At 71.5% G+C, this 19,902-nt stretch carries 19 protein-coding genes; 12 read left to right on the top strand and 7 right to left on the bottom strand.

The features are described from left to right. Positions 1–26 precede the first annotated feature (26 nt). Genes ACFSKW_RS20205 through ACFSKW_RS20195 form a run of 3 tightly spaced genes read left to right on the top strand, consistent with a single transcriptional unit; the run spans position 27 to position 2,474 of the window. Complete coding sequence (locus ACFSKW_RS20205; RefSeq protein ID WP_379573827.1) at positions 27–1,202, top strand: mandelate racemase/muconate lactonizing enzyme family protein; 1,176 nt, start codon at positions 27–29, stop codon at positions 1,200–1,202. After that, a complete protein-coding gene (locus tag ACFSKW_RS20200) occupies positions 1,199–2,221 on the top strand; it encodes a dihydrodipicolinate synthase family protein (RefSeq protein ID WP_379573825.1) in 1,023 nt (340 codons plus the stop codon). Before ACFSKW_RS20205 ends, ACFSKW_RS20200 begins: the two co-directional genes overlap by 4 nt. Then, on the top strand, positions 2,211–2,474 hold the full coding sequence (locus ACFSKW_RS20195; RefSeq protein WP_379573824.1) for a hypothetical protein: 264 nt from the start codon (positions 2,211–2,213) through the stop codon (positions 2,472–2,474). Before ACFSKW_RS20200 ends, ACFSKW_RS20195 begins: the two co-directional genes overlap by 11 nt. On the opposite strand, the gene hisD is transcribed toward ACFSKW_RS20195, so the two are convergent. Together hisD and ACFSKW_RS20185 are read right to left on the bottom strand one after the other, a co-directional pair. After that, entirely contained in the window at positions 2,461–3,756 is a 1,296-nt protein-coding gene (hisD, locus tag ACFSKW_RS20190; RefSeq protein ID WP_379573823.1) for a histidinol dehydrogenase, read from the bottom strand. The two genes, ACFSKW_RS20195 and hisD, sit on opposite strands and share 14 nt — an antisense overlap. A 274-nt stretch (positions 3,757–4,030) precedes the next feature. Then, positions 4,031–4,579, bottom strand: a complete 549-nt coding sequence (locus tag ACFSKW_RS20185; RefSeq protein WP_379573822.1) for a TetR/AcrR family transcriptional regulator — start codon at positions 4,577–4,579, stop codon at positions 4,031–4,033. A gap of 86 nt (positions 4,580–4,665) precedes the next feature. On the opposite strand from ACFSKW_RS20185, the gene ACFSKW_RS20180 reads away from it, so the two are divergent. After that, the gene (locus ACFSKW_RS20180; RefSeq protein WP_379573820.1) at positions 4,666–5,490 is read left to right on the top strand and encodes an NAD(P)H-binding protein; all 825 of its coding nucleotides are present in this window, start codon (positions 4,666–4,668) and stop codon (positions 5,488–5,490) included. A 33-nt stretch (positions 5,491–5,523) separates the two neighbouring features. On the opposite strand, the gene ACFSKW_RS20175 is transcribed toward ACFSKW_RS20180, so the two are convergent. After that, complete coding sequence (locus ACFSKW_RS20175) at positions 5,524–6,768, bottom strand: MFS transporter (RefSeq protein WP_379573819.1); 1,245 nt, start codon at positions 6,766–6,768, stop codon at positions 5,524–5,526. 148 nt (positions 6,769–6,916) lie between these two features. Between ACFSKW_RS20175 and ACFSKW_RS20170 the strand changes: the two genes are divergently transcribed. Further along, a complete protein-coding gene (locus ACFSKW_RS20170) occupies positions 6,917–7,582 on the top strand; it encodes a copper resistance CopC family protein (RefSeq protein WP_379573818.1) in 666 nt (221 codons plus the stop codon). After that, a complete protein-coding gene (locus ACFSKW_RS20165) occupies positions 7,579–8,610 on the top strand; it encodes a copper resistance D family protein (RefSeq protein WP_379573817.1) in 1,032 nt (343 codons plus the stop codon). Before ACFSKW_RS20170 ends, ACFSKW_RS20165 begins: the two co-directional genes overlap by 4 nt. Here ACFSKW_RS20165 and ACFSKW_RS20160 read toward each other — a convergent pair. Further along, positions 8,568–9,692, bottom strand: coding sequence for a hypothetical protein (locus ACFSKW_RS20160; protein WP_379573816.1), 1,125 nt, complete (start codon positions 9,690–9,692; stop codon positions 8,568–8,570). The two genes, ACFSKW_RS20165 and ACFSKW_RS20160, sit on opposite strands and share 43 nt — an antisense overlap. Positions 9,693–9,739: 47 nt before the next feature. Between ACFSKW_RS20160 and ACFSKW_RS20155 the strand changes: the two genes are divergently transcribed. Beyond that, positions 9,740–10,198 (top strand): hypothetical protein, encoded by a 459-nt coding sequence (locus tag ACFSKW_RS20155; RefSeq protein WP_379573815.1) that lies wholly within the window; start codon positions 9,740–9,742, stop codon positions 10,196–10,198. Here ACFSKW_RS20155 and ACFSKW_RS20150 read toward each other — a convergent pair. Next, a complete protein-coding gene (locus ACFSKW_RS20150; protein WP_379573813.1) occupies positions 10,096–12,012 on the bottom strand; it encodes an APC family permease in 1,917 nt (638 codons plus the stop codon). The genes ACFSKW_RS20155 and ACFSKW_RS20150 overlap by 103 nt on opposite strands. Before the next feature lie 150 nt (positions 12,013–12,162). On the opposite strand from ACFSKW_RS20150, the gene ACFSKW_RS20145 reads away from it, so the two are divergent. Further along, the gene (locus tag ACFSKW_RS20145) at positions 12,163–12,717 is read left to right on the top strand and encodes a GNAT family N-acetyltransferase (RefSeq protein WP_379573812.1); all 555 of its coding nucleotides are present in this window, start codon (positions 12,163–12,165) and stop codon (positions 12,715–12,717) included. Here ACFSKW_RS20145 and ACFSKW_RS20140 read toward each other — a convergent pair. Together ACFSKW_RS20140 and ACFSKW_RS20135 are read right to left on the bottom strand one after the other, a co-directional pair. Beyond that, positions 12,690–13,481: a class I SAM-dependent methyltransferase gene (locus ACFSKW_RS20140; protein WP_379573811.1), complete on the bottom strand. Its 792-nt coding sequence runs from the start codon at positions 13,479–13,481 to the stop codon at positions 12,690–12,692. The genes ACFSKW_RS20145 and ACFSKW_RS20140 overlap by 28 nt on opposite strands. Continuing rightward, positions 13,478–14,728 carry a cytochrome P450 gene (locus tag ACFSKW_RS20135; RefSeq protein ID WP_379573809.1) on the bottom strand — a complete coding sequence of 417 codons (1,251 nt, stop codon included), beginning with the start codon at positions 14,726–14,728 and terminating at the stop codon, positions 13,478–13,480. The genes ACFSKW_RS20140 and ACFSKW_RS20135 overlap by 4 nt, the downstream gene beginning before the upstream one ends. 24 nt (positions 14,729–14,752) lie before the next feature. Between ACFSKW_RS20135 and ACFSKW_RS20130 the strand changes: the two genes are divergently transcribed. The 4 genes from ACFSKW_RS20130 to ACFSKW_RS20115 all read left to right on the top strand — a co-directional run. Next, entirely contained in the window at positions 14,753–15,160 is a 408-nt protein-coding gene (locus ACFSKW_RS20130) for a PaaI family thioesterase (protein ID WP_379573808.1), read from the top strand. A 44-nt stretch (positions 15,161–15,204) separates the two neighbouring features. Then, complete coding sequence (locus tag ACFSKW_RS20125; protein WP_379573807.1) at positions 15,205–17,883, top strand: alpha/beta fold hydrolase; 2,679 nt, start codon at positions 15,205–15,207, stop codon at positions 17,881–17,883. Then, positions 17,883–18,731, top strand: a complete 849-nt coding sequence (locus ACFSKW_RS20120; RefSeq protein WP_379573806.1) for an ABC transporter permease — start codon at positions 17,883–17,885, stop codon at positions 18,729–18,731. The genes ACFSKW_RS20125 and ACFSKW_RS20120 overlap by 1 nt, the downstream gene beginning before the upstream one ends. 466 nt (positions 18,732–19,197) lie before the next feature. Further along, the coding region (locus ACFSKW_RS20115) for an ATP-binding protein (RefSeq protein ID WP_379573805.1) at positions 19,198–19,902 on the top strand (705 nt) is incomplete at its 3' end.

The following is a 19,902-nucleotide window of genomic DNA, read 5'->3' as shown; positions in this document are numbered from 1 at the left end:
TCATTCCCTCCCGAAGGAGCCAGCGCATGCGCGTGACCGCCGTCCGGCAGTGGATCGCCGAGTTCGGGTACTACAACGCCATCTACGTCAGGATCGAGACCGACGACGGTGTCGAGGGGTACGCCGAGGTCGCCATGCGCCGCCGTACCAGAGCGGTCTCCGCGATCGTGGAAGAGCTCGGCGAGTACCTGGTCGGCAAGGACCCGACCAGGGTGGAGCAGCACTTCGAGCGGATGTACCGCGACTCCTTCCTCGGCGGCACGCTGCTGACGATCGGGATCTCGGCCCTGGACGTGGCGCTCTGGGACCTGAACGCGCGGGCGCTGGGCGTGCCCGTCCACCGGCTGCTCGGCGGGAAGTTCAGGGACTCGGTGCCCGTCTACACGCACGCGAGGGCCACCGAGACGCCCGAGCAGTTCGCGGCCGAGGTGGCCGACAGGATCGCGATGGGGTTCACCGCCGTCAAGACGACGCTGCCCGGGTTCTACACGAAGGTGTCGAGCGTCCATCACGAGACGCCTGCGGCCATCCCCGCCAGACAGACCGAGACCGAGCTGCTGCCGAACTGGATCTGGTCGCTGGTCGCCGAGTACTTCGCGGCCGCCCGCGAGGTGGCGGGACCGGACGTGCACCTGATGCTCGACTGCCACGGCCGGTTGAGCGTGGCCAACGCGCTGCGGCTGTGCGAGGTGCTGGAGCCGTACCGGCTGACCTTCATCGAGGAGCCGGTGCCGCCGGAGCGGCCGGAGTGGCTGGCCGAGGTGTCCAGGAGGTCCACGACGCCGATCGCGGCCGGCGAACGGTGGGCGGGACCCTACGCCGCCGCTCCGTTCCTCGAACAGCGGGCGCTGGCGGTCGCACAGCCCGATGTGATCTTCTGCGGCGGGCTGACGGCGGCCAGGCGCATCGCCGCGATGGCCGAGGCCAATGCGATCGGCATGGCCTTCCACAACCCGTTCGGGCCCCTGGCGAGCGCGGCCACCTGGCAGCTGGCCGCGACGCTGCCCAACCTGCTGATCTCGGAGTCGATGCTCACCCCCGAGCAACTGGTCTACTGGGACCGCTACACCGACGACCCGCCACGGGTGAGCAACGGCGAGTGGATCGTCTCCGACGCGCCGGGGCTCGGTCCGAGACCACGGATCGAGGAGATCCTCAGGCATCCGTTCAGGCCCGAGTACGACAGGGGCGGCACCCGGTGAGGGGCGTGTGGCCTGCGGCGCTGACCATGTTCGCCGCCGACGGGAGCCTGGACGAGCGGGCCACCGCCGAGCACCTGGACTGGCTGGTCGAGCAGGGGGCGCACGGGCTGGTCGTGGGCGGCACCAGCGGCGAGTTCGTGGCGATGTCGGGAGCCGAGCGGCGCCGGCTGCTGGAGGTGGCGCTCGACGCGGTAGGCGAAAGGGTGCCGGTGCTGGCGGGGACCGGCGCCTACAGCACGGCCGAGACCGTCGAGCTGACCCTGCACGCCGAGCGGGCACGCGCCTCGGCCGCGCTGGTGGTCCTGCCGTACTACCAGCGGCCCACCCCGCGGGAGATCGTCGGCCACTACCGGGCGGTGGCGAAGGCGTGCCGGCTGCCCGTGTGGGTCTACAACATCCCCGCCAACGCGGCCGTCCCTCCCCTGCCGGTGGCCGAGCTGGCTCGGCTCCACGAGGAGGGCGTGGTGCACGGGGTCAAGAGCACGCTGCCGACCGTGCACGAGGTGCACGAGCTGCGCGCGGCGACCGGCGACGGCTTCTCGGTGTTCTACGGCGGGTTCGCCGCGCCACTGGAGGCCATGGCGGGCGGCGCGCACGGCTGGATCAGCGGCCTGCTCAACGTCGCCACCGCGGCGGGCGCCGGGTTGTGGGAGGCGATGCGCCACGGCGACCTGCCCGGCGCCCGCGACAGGTGGGCGCGCCTGCTCCCGCTACGCCGCCTGGTCACCGACCCCGTCGTGCGCGGCGCGAGTGACCTGGCGATCTACCGCGGGCTCCTGCGCCTGTGGGGCCGTCCCGCGGGGTACTGCAGGGCGCCGCTGCGCGATCTCGACCGCGAGGAGCTGGCGAGGCTGGAGCGCGCCTGGCAGTCCGTCGAGGAGCAGACGGCCGTCCCCCTCGGGGAGGAGAGCTCCGGCCCGCCGGCCGGTCGGATCGGCTCATGGGCGGAGGGCGGAGATCGGCGTCAGGCAGGAGTCGAGGGGCCCGCCGCTTCCCTAGCGTCGGAGCATGCGAACTGATCTGGGTGTCTTCGTGAAGGCGGGAGGGAGCTTCACCTCGATCGCCTACCTGACCGGCACCCCGTTCGGGCCGGGCAGGCGCTTCCGCGGGCGACTCGGCGCGGCCTTCGACGAGGTGCTCACGACCAGGACCATCTGGCGGAACCTGCCTCCCGCGCGCCCCTACGTCTGCAGGCGGCCCGTCGCGCCCCCGCGGCGGGAGCCGTACGGCTCGCGCCGCGGGTCGCAGGGCGACGATGTCAATTCTGCCTGACCGTGACCGTCGCGGCGTGGGCGGGGAAGCCCTCGTGCTCGGCCAGCGCCGTGATCGTCGGCGCGAGCCGCCAGAACGCGTCCTTGTCGAGCTGCGCGACCGGGATCCTGGTCAGATAGGTGTGCACCGACACGCCGCTCACCACCTTCGCGAAGCCGCTCGTGGGCAGCGTGGCCGGGGTGCCGATGGCGAAGTTCGACGCCGACGGGGTCGTCCACTGGCCGAGCAGGACCGTGCCCGCGTGCCGTACCAGGGGAAGCCACATCTCAGGGTCCTCGACGGCGAGCTGGAGGTGCTCGGGCGCGTAGGCGTTGGCGATCGCCATGGCCTCCTCGCGCGAACGCGCCAGCACGATGCCGCCGTTGGCCCGCACCGACGCCTCCGCGTAGTCGCGGCGCGGTCCAGGCAGGTCGGCGATCTGGGCGGACACCTCGGCGGCCGCCCGTTTCAGCACCTGCAGGTCGATGCCGACGAGGACGGCGGCGGAGTCGAGGCCGTGCTCGGCCTCGTTCAGCAGGTCGGCCGCCAGCAGCCTGGGGTCGGCCGAGCCGTCACAGACGATCAGCGAGTCGGTCGGCCCGAAGCCCGCCTCGACCACGCAGCCGAGCCGCCGTGCCTCGGCCATCGCGAGGGTCACGGCGGGACTGCCGGGCCCGACGAGCTTGCGAACCGCGGGGATGGTCGCGGTGCCGCAGGCCAGGGCGGCGATCCCGGCGGGGCCGTTGCTGCGGTAGACCTCGGTCAGGCCCAGCTCGTGCGCGGCGAACAGCACCGCGGGGTCCACCCCGCCGTCCACGCCGGGGGGCACGACGAGCGCGATCCTGCCGACGCCCGCCACGACCGCAGGGGTGGCGACCATGATCAGGACCGAGGGAAAGGAGCCCTTGCCGCACGGGACGTACAGCCCCACGCTCTCGATCGGGCGCGTCACCTCGCCGAGCCCGACCCCGTCGATCTCGGCGCGCCAGGCCGAGCGCGCGAGCGCGATCTCGTTGAAGGCTCTGACCTGGGCGATGGAGACCCTGATCGCCTGCTTGAGCCCGTCGTCCAGCCCGTTTCCCGCGGCCTGCAGTTCCTCGGGGCCGATCCTGAGCTCCGCCCTGACGCAGTGGAACCTGTGGAGCGCCTCGACCAGGGCCTCGTCGCCGCGCAGCCGTACCCTCTGGACCAGATCCGCCACCGACTCCACCAGCTCGGCATCGGGAGCGGACGCACCTCCCCTGGCCATCAGCCGGCGCCTCTCCATCTCGCCCGCCTCCTGCCACACGATGATCGCTGTCATCCTGCCTCCCTCCAGTGCGGGGCCATGAGGACGGCTTGCCCGGATATGGGGAGGTTTCTGGCCAGACTCCCGTCAAGTTCAGGTCATCGACGCCGACCGGTGGCGGCGTGCGCACGCCCACGCGCAGGCCGCACGCACCCGGTGGTCGAGCTCCTCCAGGAAGGGCACGGGCCGCTCGACCACGAGGCTCACAGCCAGGTCGTGGTGCCCGCTCGACCGCCGCCGTCGGGCCGAGGCCTTTCCCAGTCCCGCTACCTCGACCACCCGTCGGTGGTCAATGATGGCGTGAACTGTTGTCAATGCCGTCGAGCATGATCCGCAGGTAGTGCTCGCCCCGCGGCGTCGGGTGACAGGCGAAGATGTTCAGCAGCGCCATCAGGTCGTCGGCGCCCACATCGGCCCGCATCTCGCCGCGCTCCTGCGCGGTGGCGACGAGCGCCTCCAGCCGCTCGACCATGTTCGCCCTCACCGTGACGAACTCCCTCATCTCCTCGAACAACTCCTGCGGCAGGTCCGCCAGCGCGGCCGCCAGCGCGCCCCTGCCCTGGTCCCCGCACCACACCACGAACGACCTGACCGCCGCCATCGCCCCGTCGCCCGACTCCTCGGCCCTGGTGAGAGCGTCGGCGATCTCGTGGATGTACTGGTCGGCCATGGCCGCGATCAGCGCGTGCCGGTCGGGGAAGCGCCGGTAGACGGTGCCCACGCCGACCTCGGCGCGGCGCGCGATGAGCTCCATCGGCGCGTCGATCCCCCGCTCGGCCACCACGGCGCGCGCCGCCTCCACGATCCGGTCCCTGTTACGGCGGGCGTCAGCGCGCACCTCGACTCCTAAGTGGACGACAATCTTCCGCTTAGTGTACCGTCCAGCCAGAAGCGGAATCCGATCGTCCACTTATGGAGGTTTCGATGATCGTGGTAACGGGCGCGACCGGTTCGATCGGCCGCGCGCTGGTCTCCCGCCTGCGCGAGTCGGGCGCCGACGTCCTGGCCCTGGTACGGCGGGCCGAACAGGGTGAGGAACTCGGCGTCGAGTACGCGGTGGGCGACTTCGAGCGACCCTCGTCCATCCCGATGGGCGACAGGCTCTTCCTCAACACCTCGCCGTGGCCCGGGTTCGTCCAGCGGCACAAGGAGGTCGTCGACCGCGCCGCCGCCGCGGGCGTGTCCCAGGTGGTGGCCGTGTCGGTGCTCGGCGCGACCCCTGGCGGGCCGCTCAGCAGCGGGCTGCACGGCGAGGTCGACGCGCACCTCAGGAAGTCGGGGCTGACCCACGCGATCCTGGAGCCCGTGGGCTTCATGCAGAGCCTGCCGCGCGAGGTCGCCGACGGCCGCTTCCACGGCTCGTATGGCACCGGCCGCACCGGCTACATCGACACACGCGACATCGCCGACGTGGCCTTCGCCCTGCTCACAGGCCCCGTCGGCGAGAGCGCGACACATGTCCTCACCGGGCCCGCGGCGCTGTCCCAGCAGGAGATCGCCGCCCGGCTCACCGCGACGCTCGGCCGTACGGTGACCTATGTGGACCTGAGCATCGAGGAGATGACCAGGCACGCGCAGGAGCGGTGGGGCATGCCGGAGCCGACCGCCCGCGAGCTGGCCGAGATGATGGCGGCGGTGCCTGACAGCCCCTGGTCGGAGATCACCGGTACCGTGGAGGCCCTGACGGGACACCCGCCGCGGTCGCTGGCCGACTACCTCGCCGACCACGCGGCCGACTTCGCGACGTGACCTCGCCGGTGCGCGCCGCCTGCCCCTGATCAGTCAGGGCACGCCGCGGATCTTCCACACCAGGACGGCGCCGAACAGCGCGAGGACGGCCGAGGCCAGGTAGAGCACGGTGTAGCCGCCCAGCCCCGCGACGATCGGCCCGGCGATCACCGGGGCGAGCACCTGCGGGCCCGAGTTGGCGATGTTGATGACGCCGAGGTCCTTCGCCCTGCCGCCGGCGCTGGGCAGGACCTGGGTGACCAGGGCGTTGTCCACGGACAGGTAGGCGCCGAACCCGGCGCCGAGGATCGCCGCGGCGGCCATGACCACGGGCCACTGCGGCCAGAACGCCATCATGACCGCGGGGATCACGCTGATCAGGCCGGAGCAGGTCACCAGGAGCCTGCGGCGGCCCAGCCGGTCCGAGACGACGCCGGCCACGACCGTGGTGAGCACCACCGTGGCGGTGTAGACGAGGATCAGGACCAGCAGCCCGTCGGTCGCCTTCTCGCCGGGGAACAGCCGCTCGTAGCCCACCTCGTCGGTGAGGAAGTACAGCAGGTAGAGCGTGGCGATCGAGTTGCCGAGCATCATCAGGAAGCGGGTGATCCACGCCCAGAAGAAGTCCGGATGCCTGACCCACAGCTCCTTCGGGTCGAACGGCGGGCGCTCGGTCAGCCGGGGATCCTTCGTGGTCAGCACGAACGGCAGCACGAACACCGCCACCACCGCGCCGACCAGCAGGTAGCCCGATCTGGTCGTGGTGGCCACGACGGTCACCAGCACGACGCCGAGCACCACCCCCACCGACTGGGGCACGCCGATCCATCCCGAGACCTCGCCGCGCTGGTCGACCGGCACGTGATCGGGCACTCCCGCGCTGAGCGCCGCCTGGGTGGCGTTGAGCGCGGCCTGGGCCAGGCACCAGCCGAGCGCGATGCCCAGCACGCTGGTCTGGAAGGCGAGGAACACCATCGCGGCGCCTCCGGCGAGCGCGCCCGCGACCGTCCACGGATGCCTGCGGCCCCAGCGGCCCGTCGTGCGGTCGGACAGGGCGCCCGCGACCGGGTTGGCCAGCATCGCCACCAGCGCGCCCGCGCCGGTCACCCAGGCCAGCGCGCCCTCCTTGTCGCCCGGGGAGACGGCGGCCAGTTGCTCGGGCAGCAGCACCTGGAGCGGGGCGAAGTAGCCGACGAACAGCGCCAGGTTGGCGAAGGCGATGCTCGCCACCCACCAGGGGCCGACCCTGTGCACGGGTTCGGCCAGCGCCCCCGAGGTCGGTGGGGAGACACTGCTCATCGGGGCCTCCGCGCGGCGTGATCGGGGGAATCGCGGTGGCGGCATGCTATGCCGTACCCGATCAACACGGCTATACCGCGAACGCGGCAGGTGGCCGGCAGTGGGAGCATGTCTTGGTCAAGACATGCTCTACGGAAGGTCGAGATCGGTGAGGCGGCTACTCACGGTCCTGCTGCTCGCGTGCGCCGCGCTGGGCGTCACGGTCGCGCCCGCGCAGGCGCACAACGTGCTGACCGGCAGCGACCCCAAGGAGGGCGCCGCGCTGCCGTCCGCGCCCGAGCAGGTCACGCTGGAGTTCGACCAGCCGGCGCGGCAGGGCTTCGCCCAGGTCACGGTCACGGGTCCGGACGGCGGCAGGTGGGAGGCCGCGCAGGCCACGGTGAACGGGTCGAAGGTCACCGCGCGGCTCAGGCCGCTCGGGCCCGCCGGCGCGTACGTGATCGGCTACCGCATCCTGTCGGCCGACGGGCACCCGGTCTCAGGGAAGGTCACGTTCACGCTGACCGTCGCGGGCACCGGCACGCCCGCGTCCCAGGCGCCCGCGCCGCAGCAGTCGCAGGCGGCCGACCTCGGCGCCCAGGCGGCCGAGGCGGCGGCGAACGGCGGCGCCGGCATGGCCATCGTGTGGGTGGTCGGCGCGCTCGTGCTTCTCGGCGCGGGCACCGTCATCGCCCTGCGCCGCGCCGCCCCCTCCCCCGCCACGAACCCGTCCGCGTCCGCGCAGACCGCCACCACCGCCGCAGGACCGGGCGACCACCCTGTCGCCTCCGCAGGCGGGACGGCCACCCGCGCCGACGGGCAGGTCGACGCATGACCGTCACCGAGGTACGGCCCGCCGCCCGTGCGGTAACGGCAGGCAGGATGTCGGCGGGCCTGGTCCTCGCCGCCGTCTGCGCGGCCGTCGTCGCCGCCACGCTGACCGCCGAGGATCCCGTCCCCGGCATCCCCCTGCCAGGCCCCGTCGTCGAGTACGGCCTGCCGGCCGTCAGGGTCCTGCTCGATCTGGCCGCCGCCGCCGTCGTCGGTCTCAGCCTGCTGCCCAAGCTGCTCGGCTTCGACGACCCCGACGCCACCGAGCCCGTCATGCGCCGCGTCAGGACCCACGCCGTCACCGCCGCGTGGATCTGGGCGATCACCGCACTGGTGACGATCGTCCTGTACACCGCCGAGCTGAGCCCTGGAACGGTGCCGACGCTCGGCATGATCGCCACCTACATCGGCTCGGTGGGCGCCGGCCAGGGCCTGCTGTTCAGCACGGCGTGCGCGCTCGGTTACGCGGCTTTCGGCCTGCTGGCCGTGCGGTTCGGCGAGAAGGTCCCCGCCGAGCTGCGGATCGTGATCGCGCTGTTCGGCCTGCTGCCGGTCCCGGTGACGGGCCACGCGGTCGACTCGGTGTGGCACGACCCCATCATGATCTCGATGGAGCTCCACGTGATGGGCGCGGCCGTCTGGACGGGCGGCCTCCTGGCGGTCGGCGCCTATCTCGCCTCACGCGGCGAGTTGCTGGCCGTCGCACTGCCCAGGTTCTCGAAGGTCGCCACGATCGCGCTGGCCCTGGTCTCCCTGTCAGGTCTGGTCAGCGGCCTTTCGACGATGGCCCTGACCACCGGCGTCGAGCTGCCGGGCGATCTGGTCGCCTCCGAGTACGGCCTGCTGGTGCTGGCCAAGGTGGCCCTGGTCGGCCTGCTGATCCCCCTCGCCGCGAACATCAGATGGCGGCTCATGCCCGGCATCGCCCGCAACGAGAAGAGCTCCATCGCCGCGTGGGCGGCGACGGAGCTCGTCGTGATGGGCCTGGCCTACGGCGTGGCCGTGGCGCTCACCCGCGCCCCGATCGGCTGATCGGCGGCGCGCAGCCCGAACCTGGTCACAAACCATTCCATGACCAGCCAGGCGACTGCCAGGCCCGCCGCCGCCCACACCGCCGAGGCGGTGGCCAGGGGCGGCGCGGCCAGCACGGCGTGCTGGGCGATGAGCGAGCCGTACACGGCCGCGGTCGCCAGCACCGCCCCCAGCACGGCTCTCAGGTACGGCATGCGGATCAGGAACGCCACGTCCACCGCGAGCGCGCCGACCACCAGGAAGAACGGCACCGCCGACTCGGGGAAGTCGGCGACGCTAAGCAGCGGCCAGACGGCCGCGCGGTAGACGACGAGGGCGGCGGCGACCAGCGTCGCCGTGCCGAACCTGCCGACCATCATCCGCGCCACGGCCAGCACGATCAGGCCGGCGACGGTGAAGTAGACGGGGTAGAGGTAGTCGGGCACCGGCAGCGAGAAGGCGACCATCATGTCACGGTCCACCGGCCTGCCCATCTGGTCGGCGGCGAACTGCATGAGGATCGGCTCCGCCTCCGGCGCTCCCCTGTCCCAGGCGGCGATGGCGAACACGCCGTACTCCTGGTGCTGGGCGGGGAAGAGGATGTTCTCCAGGAAGAAGGCGAACAGCGCGGCGAGCACGGGCTTGCCTCCCCCGCCGACGTACCAGCCCCGGATCACCCCCGCGATCATGAAGAAGGTGCCGAGGTAGAGCAGGATGTGCGAGGGACTCCACGAGGTGATGTCGAGCCCGTTGACCCGGTGGTTGATCAGGTCGAGCGGCACCGCGACCAGGAAGGTGCCCGTCCCCCACTGGATCAGCCGCAGCGCGGTTCTGTCGACGCCATAACCGGTGTAACCATGAATGATGGTGAGCGCAAGGACGATCGCCGTGCCCGCCGAGTTGAGCAGGTGCGGGGGTGCCAGGTCGTCACGCAGCCACTTGAAATGCCAGGAGACGTCCCATGAGGAGCCCAGCACCTTGAGGACGAAAGCCAGCAGCCACCCGTAGTAAAGGACCTTGAAAAGCTCTGGCGGCGTCTCACGCCCGGCCTGCCCGCGTGTCCAATAGGGCAGCGCCCAATCGATAGCCGCTCGTATTCTCACGCCAGGACATCATGCCTGGCCTTTACCTTCTTAGCAATCACGCCCCCGTGGGCACCAAAGGCACACGCCCGCGGGACGGCGAGGGCTGCCACCTGCCCGCCGTCGTCACCTTCACCCCCGGCACCGTCCACCGCCTGGTCAACGCCGACGGCAGGCTGCGCATCGTCGTGGTGATGCAGAACAGCGGCCTGCCCGAGGCGGGCGACGCGGTCTTCACCTTCCCGCCCGAGATCCTGCGGGACCCCGGCAGGTACGGCCAGGCCGCCACGGTGACCGACGCCGAGGGCGCCCGCCGCCGTCGCGACCTGGCGATCGAGGGGTTCCTGCGGCTGCGTGACGGGGAGTCCCTGGAGGACTTCCACCGGGCCGCCGGCCGCGATGGCGGCCGGCGTCGGGCGGCAGGTCAGCCGACGTGGACGACCGGGCGGCGGCCGGCGTCGGGTTCGGCCTGGCGGAGCACCTCGCGGGTGAGGGGCGGGATGTCGCCACCGCCGAAGACCAGGTAGCGCAGCAGCGCGCCGATGGGGTTGCCCTCGGCCGCCCAGTGGAAGTACACGTGCGGGGTCTTGTCCGTCTGGTCGCGCAGGTACAGCAGCAGGGCGGCGATGGAGTTGGCGACCGTGGAGCTCTCCATGCGAAGGACGCGGAAGCCGTGCCGTTCCTCGCCGACGACCCGCAACTCGCCCGCGAACTCGGAGGCGTCGGGGACGCTCACCTCGAGGAAGAGCAGGCCCTCGCCGGTGCGCAGGCGGTGCAGCTCCCAGGCTTCGCGGGCCTTGTCGACGTACTCCTTCTGATCGCGGGCGTTCGGCTCGTTGGCGATGAGGCGGATGTCGCCGCACTGGTTGATGTACTGCCGCGCCAGGTCGTCGAGCGTGATGTTGGTGACGCGCAGTTCGGTGGAGCGGGTGGCGCGGGAGATCAACGAGGTGATCACGATGGCGACGACGAACAGCAGGGCGATCACCAGGCCGTCGGGCCGTTCGATGATGTTGGCGACCGTGGCGTAGCCGAAGATGAGCGTGATGATCCCGAACGAGATCGCGGCGCGGATCCGGCCGCCGTGCCAGGCCGACAGGGTGACCGCGACGGCGGCCGAGAGGATCAGCGCGAGCACGCCGGTGGCGTAGGCGCCGCCCTGGGACTCCACCTCGGCGCCGAAGAAGACGGTGATGAGGAAGGAGACGGCGGTGAAGACCAGGACCATGGGCCGGGCCGCGCGCGACCAGTCAGGGGCCATGCCGTACCTGGGCAGGTAGCGCGGCACGATGTTGAGGAGCCCGGCCAGCGCGGAGGCTCCGGCGAACCACAGGATGGCGATGGTGGACAGGTCGTAGGCGGTGCCGAACCAGTCGCCGAGGTAGGCGTGGGCCAGGTACGCCAGGGCGCGCCCGTTGGCCGCGCCGCCCTCGGCGAACTCCTCGGCGGGGATGAGCACGGTGGTGGCGAAGCTCGAGGTGATCAGGAAGACGCTCATGACGAGCGCCGCGGTGGTCAGCAGCTTGCGCGCGCCCTTGATCCGGCTGGTGAGCTCTCCCTTGACCAGCGGCATCACCGCCACGCCCGTCTCGAAGCCGGACAGTCCCAGGGCGAGTTTGGGCATCACGTAGAGCGATACGGCGATCATCGCGATCGGGCTCGAGTGCTGGCTGGTCAGCGCCGCCTGCCAGTCGGAGATCAGCAGGGGCTCGGCGAACACCTGCCGCAGGGCCGCCGCCACCACGACCGCGTTCAGCAGCAGGTACACCGCCACCAGGACGACGGCGATGGAGATGGCCTCGCTGAACCCGGCCAGGAACACCCCGCCCAGCGCGGCGATCAGCGCCAGCGTGACGGGCACCTGCCAACCGGCGAACATCTCGGGCACGAACGGGTTGTGCAGCAGGTGGGCGGTGGCATCGGCCGCCGACAGGGTGATGGTCACGATGAAGGCCGTGGCCACGAAGCCGAGCAGGAACAGCACGAGCAGCTTGCCGCGCCAGCCCGGCAGGAGGCGTTCCAGCATCGAAAGCGAGCCGAGCCCGTGGGGGCTCTCCTTGGCCACGGCCCTGTAGGTCGGCAGCGCGCCGAACAGGGTGAGCGCCACCAGCAGCACGGTGGCGATCGGGCTGAGCGTGCCCGCGGCGAGCGCGGCGATGCCTGGCTGGTAGCCAAGGGTGGAGAAGTAGTCCACGCCGGTCAGGCACATCACCTGCCACCAGGAGTGCTGGTGGCCGGGTGACTCCTCGTGATGCGGGCCGCTTCCCTGCGCCGAGCGTTGCAGGCCCTTCAGCAGCCACGCCCTGAGCGCCCCATCTCGCACGGCAGCGCGCTGGTCCACGCCGGCCAACCTGGCCACCCCCACATCAAGTACACGTAAAGACGAACGCACACTACTGAGGCCACAGGTGGTTCAATCGCGATCGGGGCGTCAAGAAAACGTCAATTTCGGCGGGCCGCCCGTACATGGGTTCGGGCAGAATGGCCGCTCATGACCTTCTTTGTGCGCCCCGCGACGCCCGACGACGCGCTCGCGATCGAGACCGTCAGGATCCAGACGTGGAAGTTCGCCTACAGGGACGCGATGCCCGACGCCTTTCTCGACGGCCTGGCCGTCACCGACGAGAACGTGCGCCTGCGCACGCGGGCGCTCGGCTCGGGCCGCACCCGCGCGTTCGTCGCCGTGAGCGCGGGCACGGAGAAGGACGCGCCGGAGGGCACGGACGAGGTCGCGCCGGGGGGCGCAGGGGCGGACGCGGTGGTGGGCTTCAGCATGTTCGGTGAGAGCCGCGACGACCGGGCCGACACCGAGGTCTACGCGATCTACGTGCTACCCGGCCACCTGTCCACCGGCCTGGGCCGGGCCCTGATGGCGACCACGGTGGAGGCGATCCCCGCCGAGCGCACGATCGGCCTGTGGGTGCTGTCGGCCAACCCGCGCGCCCGCCGGTTCTACGAGAGGTTCGGTTTCGTGGAGAGCGGATTCTCCAAGGTCGAGGACGGCATGGAGGAGATCCACTACCGCTTGGCCGCCCGCAGCGAGTAGAGGAGCGGCACCGCGGGCCGCCCCTCGGGGAAACGGTAGATCGGCCCGTGCGCCTCCAGCGAGCCGAAGCGCCTGAAGAGCGTGAAGTCGTGCTCGTGCAGGAACTCCACACGCAGCCCCACCCCGGCCAGCGCGGTCACGACCTCGCCGATGCCGTGCGCGAACTGCACGGACGTGGTGTTCTCCAGCACCTCGGAGCCGGTGTAGGTGTGCGGGAAGTCCTCCACCTGGGGCGCGCGGTCGAAGTAGTCGTACGCCACCCTGGAGCCGTCCTCGAGGTCGAGGATGTCGCCGAAGGGGTGGAACTCGGCCAGGTAGAGGAAACCGCCCGGCTTGAGCAGCGAGTCGACGACCCGCGCCCACCTGTCCAGGTCGGGCAGCCAGACCAGCGCGCCGATGCCGGTGTAGACGATGTCGAAGCCGTCGCCGGCCGCCGAGGGTGCGTCGTAGACGTCGGCCTCCACGAACCTGGCGGCGATGCCGCACTCGGCGGCGATCGCGCGGGCGGCCTCGACGGCCTTGCCGGAGAAGTCGACGCCGGTCACATCGGCGCCGAGCCTGGCCCACGCCAGGGTGTCGAGCCCGAAATGGCACTGCAGGTGGACCAGCCGCTGCCCTCGCACATCGCCCATCTCGGCCAACTCGAACGGCCGCAGCGGCTGCTCGCCGGCCTTGAACCCCGCGACGTCGTAGTACGCGCTGCCGACGTGGATGGCAACGCGCTCGTCCCAGTTGGCCCTGTTGACATCGAGATAGTCGGTCATGATCTCGACTCTAGGAGGACGGGCAAATGCTTTAATCCGTTCTGGAAGTTCGAGACCAGCCTGACGGGTTCGCCGTCGAGCCGTACGTCCCACCGCAGGAGCTCGGCGAAGACGGCGCGCATCTGCGTCCTGGCCAGGTGGGCGCCCAGGCAGACGTGCGGGCCGAACCCGAAGCTGGCGTGGTCGTTCGGGGACCGGGTGATGTCGAAGCGGTCGGGGTCGGGGAAGACCGTCTCGTCCCTGTTGGCCGAGGCGTGGTAGACGACGACCTTGTCCCCCGCCCTGATCGGCTGCCCTCCCAGTTCCAGGTCGCGCGTCGCGGTACGGCGGAAGTCCATGACGGGTGGCCAGAAACGCAGCATCTCCTCCACGGCGGGGGCGAGCAGTTCGGGCCGCGCCCGCAGCAGCTCCATGGCCTCGGGATGCTCCAGCAGGCACAGCAGGCCGCCGGGGATGCCGTTGCGCAGCGTCTCGTTGCCCGCCACCGCGAACAGGAAGAACATGTTCTCGAACTCGGCCTCGGTCAGGCCGCCGTCGAGCATGGCCGCCATCACGTCGTCCCGTCCTTTCGACCGGGCGGCGAGCGCGTGGGCGTAGGCGAACATGTCCGCCAGCGCCGCCCTCGACCTGGGATTGACGCCGGGCCGCCGCTCGGGCCTGACGGCGACGGCGATCCTGCCGATCGGGCTGAGGTCCTCGGCGGTGGACAGGTGGGCGTACTCCTCGTCCTGGTAGCCGATCACCCGCGACGCCCAGTCGTACAGCAGGCGCCGGTCCTGCTCCGGCACGCCCATCACGTGCGCCAGCGTCCACACCGGCAGGTCGGCGGCCACCTCCACGAAGTCGCACCGGCCCGCCGCGAACAGCCGCGCCGCCCGCGCGGCGATCGTCTCCTCCAGCGCGCGCACGGCCCTCGGCGTGAAGGCCGCCGCGACGATCCTGCGCAGCCTCGAATGTTCCGGCGGATCGGTGTTGAGCATCATCGCCTGGACGAACGCCAGGTCGGCGGGGGTGTCAGGGTCGCGGATCTGCGTCGCGCCCAGGTGGGAGGAGAAGTCGGACGGCGTGCGCAGGACGTGTTTCACGTCCGCGTGCCCGAACACCCCCCAGAATCCGGGCCCCGACCGCCACGGCCCGACCTCGGGCTCCGGGATCCGGCAGACGGGCGACTGGCGCCGCAACGTCGCGAACAGCTCGTACGGCACGCCCGCGCCGTACGTCGACGGCAGGAAGACCTCCTCAAGCATGACTCCAGCGTGCATGATGACGGCGTGACTCCTGAAGAAGGCGACGCCATACTCAAGGACAACTTCGCCCCCTGGGTCCTGGACCTGGGGCTGAGCGTGGAAGAGGTGGGCGAGCGCCACGCGCTGCTCCGCCTGCCGTGGTCGGGACGGCTGGCGAGGGAGGGCGGCGGGATCAGCGGCCAGGCGCTCATGGCCGCCGCCGACACCGCGACCGTCATCGCGATCTCCTCGGCCAGGGGCGGCTTCGTGCCGATGACCACCGTCCAGCAGTCCACGACGTTCCAGCGGCCCGTCACCGAGGCCGACGTGCTCGTCGAGGCGCGCGTCACCAAGCTGGGCCGCACGCTCGCCTTCGCCGAGATCACGCTGAGCGCCGAGGGCGGCCCAGGACCCGCCGCACGAGCCAGCACCGTCTACGCCCTGTTGGGCTGACCGCGTCTCAGCTGCCTCTCAGGACTGCTCAGTACGCTCGGTCCATGAAGAGAGCAGCCGCGCTGGTCGCGGCGCTGGCCGTACTCGCGACGGTGGTCTGGCTGGTGTGGCCGTCCGCCCCCGAGATCAGCGGCCAGGAGCAGCGGATCGCCGTCGTCGACGGCCCGGGAAACGACCAGCGGGTCGAGCTCGACACGACGTACTTCCCGCCCGCGGGCGGTGGCAGGGCTCCGGCCGTGCTGCTCGCCCACGGGTTCGGCGGCAGCAAGCAGAGCGTCAGGGCCCAGGCGGTACGGCTCGCGCAGCAGGGCTACGCGGTGCTGACCTGGTCGGCGCGCGGCTTCGGCCGCTCCACCGGGCAGATCGCGCTCAACTCGCCCGACTACGAGGTCAAGGACGTCAAGCAGCTCATCGACTGGCTGGCCAAACGGCCCGACGTACGGCTGGACGCCGCGGGCGACCCGCGCCTCGGCATCGCCGGCGGCTCGTACGGCGGCGCGATCGCGCTCATGACCGCCGCCCATGACGCCAGGGTCGACGCGATCGTCCCGATGATCACCTGGAACGACCTGTCGGAGGCGCTGTTCCCGAACGGCGTGTTCAAGAAGATGTGGGCGGGGCTCTTCTTCAGCAGGGGCGGGCCCGCCCTCGAGGCGCAGGGGCCCGGCGCCGCCTCAGGCCCCGGCGCGCAGGCGCTCGGCGCGCTGACCGCCCAGCCGCGGCCGCTGTCGGCCGAGGAGGCCAGGTGCGGCAGGTTCCTGCCCGCGGTGTGCGAGATGTACCAGGAGGTGGCCGCCACCGGCAGGCCGACCCCGGCGGCGATCGAGATGCTGCGCGCGTCGAGCCCCGTGTCGGTCGCGGGGCGGATCAAGGCGCCGACGCTGCTGATCCAGGGGCAGCGCGACTCGCTGTTCACCCTCGCGCAGGCCGACGCGAACGCCAAGGCGATCGCGGCGGCGGGGACGCCGGTCGAGGTGATGTGGTTCGACGGCGGGCACGACGGCGGGAACGGCGAGGTGGACTGGCTGGACGAGCGCCTGCTCGACTGGTTCGACCGCCACCTGAGGACGGACGCCGGTGTCGCGGGGAACGCGGGCACCGCAACGACCGCCGGGCCCGGCGCGTCTGGCGGGTCCGGCGGGGGTGGCGACACCACCGCCCGGACGATGAAGGGGTTCATCATCACGCGAGACGGCGGTCGCGACCCCGGCACCCGCCAGCGCATCCGCCTGCACCCGGGCACCGACCGCTACCCGGGCCTGGCGGGCACCTCCACCGTCGAGGTACGGCTCGCGGGCCCCGACCAGAACGTCGCCAACCCGCCGGGTGGCAGCCCCGCCTCGATCTCGGCCGTGCCGGGCGTCGGCGGGCTGCTCGGCGGCGGCGCCGCGCAGGGCAACCTCAGCGTCTCCCTCGACATGCCGGGCCAGAGCGCGGTCTTCGAGTCCGCGCCGCTGACCGAGCCGCTGCAGCTCACCGGCACCCCGACCGTGAAGGTCAGGGTCCAGGGCAAGGGCGAGGCGACGCTGTTCGCCAAGCTCTACGACGTGGCCGACGCCGCCACCCCGCCGACGCTGCCGGCCGGCCTGGTGGCGCCGGTGCGGATCACCGCCGGCTCCGGCGAGGCGACGGTCACGCTGCCCGCCGTCGACCACAGGTTCGCGGCAGGCCATCGGGTACGGCTGGCGCTGACGACGACCGACATGGGCTACGCGACTCCCGCAGAGCCCGCGAGCTACGTGGTGGGTCTGGCCTCGCCGACGCTGACCGTGCCGACGGTGCCCGAGCTCGCCGCGCCGCCGTCCGGTCCCGTGTGGTGGACATGGGCGCTGCCCCTGGCGGCGATCGCGGTGGCCGCGCTCATCGTGGCGACGGGCCGCAGAACGGCCGCCGCCGCTCCCCCGTCCTCGGCGGACGGCGCCGCCGTCGAGCTCGCGAGCGCTGCCGGCGACCAGCTCGGGACGCCGGCCGGCGCGGCCCGCGGTGCCCAGGTCCCGTTGGAGATCGCGGGACTGACGAAGGCCTACAGGAACGGCGAGAAGGCCGTGGACGGCCTGTCGTTCAGGGTGGAGAAGGGCCAGGTGCTCGGGCTGCTCGGCCCGAACGGCGCGGGCAAGACCACCACGATGCGGATGATGATGGGCCTCATCCAGCCCGACGCGGGCGAGATCCGGATCTTCGGTGACGCGGTGACGCCGGGGGCTCCCGTCCTGTCGAGGCTGGGCTCGTTCGTCGAGGGTCCGGGCTTCCTGCCCCACCTGTCGGGGCGCGACAACCTGACCCTGTACTGGCAGGCGACGGGACGGCCCCCGCAGGACGCCCGCATGGAGGAGGCGCTGGAGATCGCCGGTCTCGGCACCGCGCTGGAGCGGGCCGTGCGCACCTACTCCCAGGGCATGCGCCAGCGCCTGGCCATCGCGCAGGCCATGCTCGGCCTGCCCGACCTGCTCGTGCTCGACGAGCCCACCAACGGGCTCGACCCGCCCCAGATCAGGGAGATGCGCGAGGTGCTCAAGCGCTACGCCCGCGACGGCCGTACGGTGATCGTCTCCAGCCACCTGCTGGCGGAGGTGGAGCAGACCTGCAGCCACGTGGTGGTCATGCACCGCGGCCGCCTGGTGAGCACGGGCCCGGTGTCCGACCTGCTCGGCACCGCCAAGCACAACGGACACGGCGCCCGCCTCGAGGACGTGTTCCTCGACCTGATCGGAGACAAGTCTTGATGACGACCGCCGCTCCCGGTTACCTCGCCCGCCGGACGCTGCCCCTGCGGGTGGAGATCGTCAGGCAGTTCAAGCGGCGGCGCACGCTGGTGATGTTCGGGCTGCTGCTGGCGTTGCCGTGGATCCTGGTGATCGCCTTCCAGTTCGGCCCGCAGAACACCGGCCAGCAGAACGCGCTGCGCCTGTCGGACCTGGCCACGCAGGGCGGGCTCAACTTCGCCGCGTTCGCGCTGTCGGTGTCGGCGAGTTTCCTGCTGGTGGTGGCGGTGGCGCTGTTCTGCGGCGACACCGTGGCCAGCGAGGCGAACTGGTCGTCGCTGCGCTACCTTCTGGCCGCGCCGGTGCCGCGGGACCGGCTGCTGCGGCAGAAGCTCGTCGTGGCGCTGGGGTACTCGGCGGCGGCGGTGATCTGCCTGCCGGTGATGGCGCTGATCGCGGGCACGCTGGTGTTCGGCTGGAACGACATCCAGGTGCCGGGGACCGGGGAGACGATCCCCGCGTTCGACGTGCTGCCGCGCTTCGGGATCGTGATCGGGTACGCGCTGGTCAGCCAGCTCGTGGTGGCGTCCGTTGCCTTCCTGCTGTCGACGATGACGGACTCACCGCTGGGCGCGGTGGGCGGCGCGGTCGGACTGGTGATCGTCAGCACCATCCTGCAGGCGGTGGAGGCGCTGGGTTCGCTGAGGGAGTTCCTGCCGACGTTCTGGAACACGGCGTGGATGGACGCGCTGGCCCCGGCGCTGGACTGGGGCGGGATGACCAAGGGGGCCGCGGTGTCGGTCACCTACGCGGCGATCCTGATCGCGATCGCCTTCCGCCGCTTCCGCCGTAAGGACGTCGTCAGCTGACCCGCGCCCCGGTGGGGGCCGCGGCAGTCAAGGGCCGCGGAACAGGAGGGGGCCGATGGGCCGGGGCTCGTGAGGGCGCCGGCCCATCGGTCGTCATCCACGGCTCCAGCGGCGTCACGACACCTGAGGGCCAGGATGGGAGTCACGGGAGGGCAGGAAAGTTCATCCTCCACGACAGGCCGTGTCAGCCCCAGTGAGGGGGCTTGTTGTCGAGGTAGAAAGCATCGGGATCCTCGTCCCGATCATCGCCCCACCCCAGGTCGGTGTCGTCCGAGGTCTGCTCAGGCAGGAATTCGCTCACGGCGACAATGCTATCCGGAGGAAGAAACGCCACCCTCGCACATGTAAGCCTCAAGGGACAGTAAAGGCTACTCGGGGTACAGTGGATCCGCGCGTGAGAAGGTGTCCGCCTACCCCCGTGAGGCTGCCCATGGCCACCCCGACAGGTTGGCGTCGAGAAGGCAATTTGCCGGCGGAGCTCACGAGCTTCGTCGGCCGGACGAGGCTGCTTGCCAACCTCAAACGCCACTTGTCCGAGTCGAACCTCGTGACGGTCACCGGCATCGGTGGCGTCGGCAAGTCGCGGACGGTGCTGCGGCTCGCCCATCAGGTGCGTTCACAGTTCGCCGACGGCGTGTGGTTCGCCGACCTGGCGAGGCTGCAGGACGCGGGCATGGTGAAGAACACCATCGCCTCCGCGCTCGGCGTGGCCGACCAGTCGGCGCGCGGCGAGTCCGAGTCGCTGTCGGAGTGGGTCGGCGACCGCGACATGCTGCTCATCCTCGACACCTGCGAGCACCTGATCGAGGGCTGCGCTGAGCTGATCGACGAGCTCCTGCACAGCAACCCGCGGCTGAAGATCCTGGCGACGAGCCGCCAGTCGCTGCACCTGCCGTACGAGCACGTGGTGCCGGTGCCGCCGCTGGCTGTGCCGGGCGACAACCCGGACGAGAACCTGTTCACCAACGAGTCGGTGCAGCTGTTCGCGGCCAGGGCGGGCGCGGTGGTGCCCGACTTCGTGCTGGACGAGCAGAACATCGGCGCGGTGGCCGAGCTGTGCCGCCGCCTCGACGGCATCCCGCTGGCGATCGAGCTGGCCGCGGTGCGGCTGCGCGCGCTGTCGGTGGATCAGATCCTGGGGCTGCTGACCGACCGGTTCAGCCTGCTGGCC

It is taken from the genome of Nonomuraea mangrovi (genome assembly GCF_042681425.1).
GTDB lineage: Bacteria > Actinomycetota > Actinomycetes > Streptosporangiales > Streptosporangiaceae > Nonomuraea > Nonomuraea mangrovi.
Note: the sequence above shows the minus strand (reverse complement) of the source record. Positions and strands in the feature narration are given on the sequence as shown.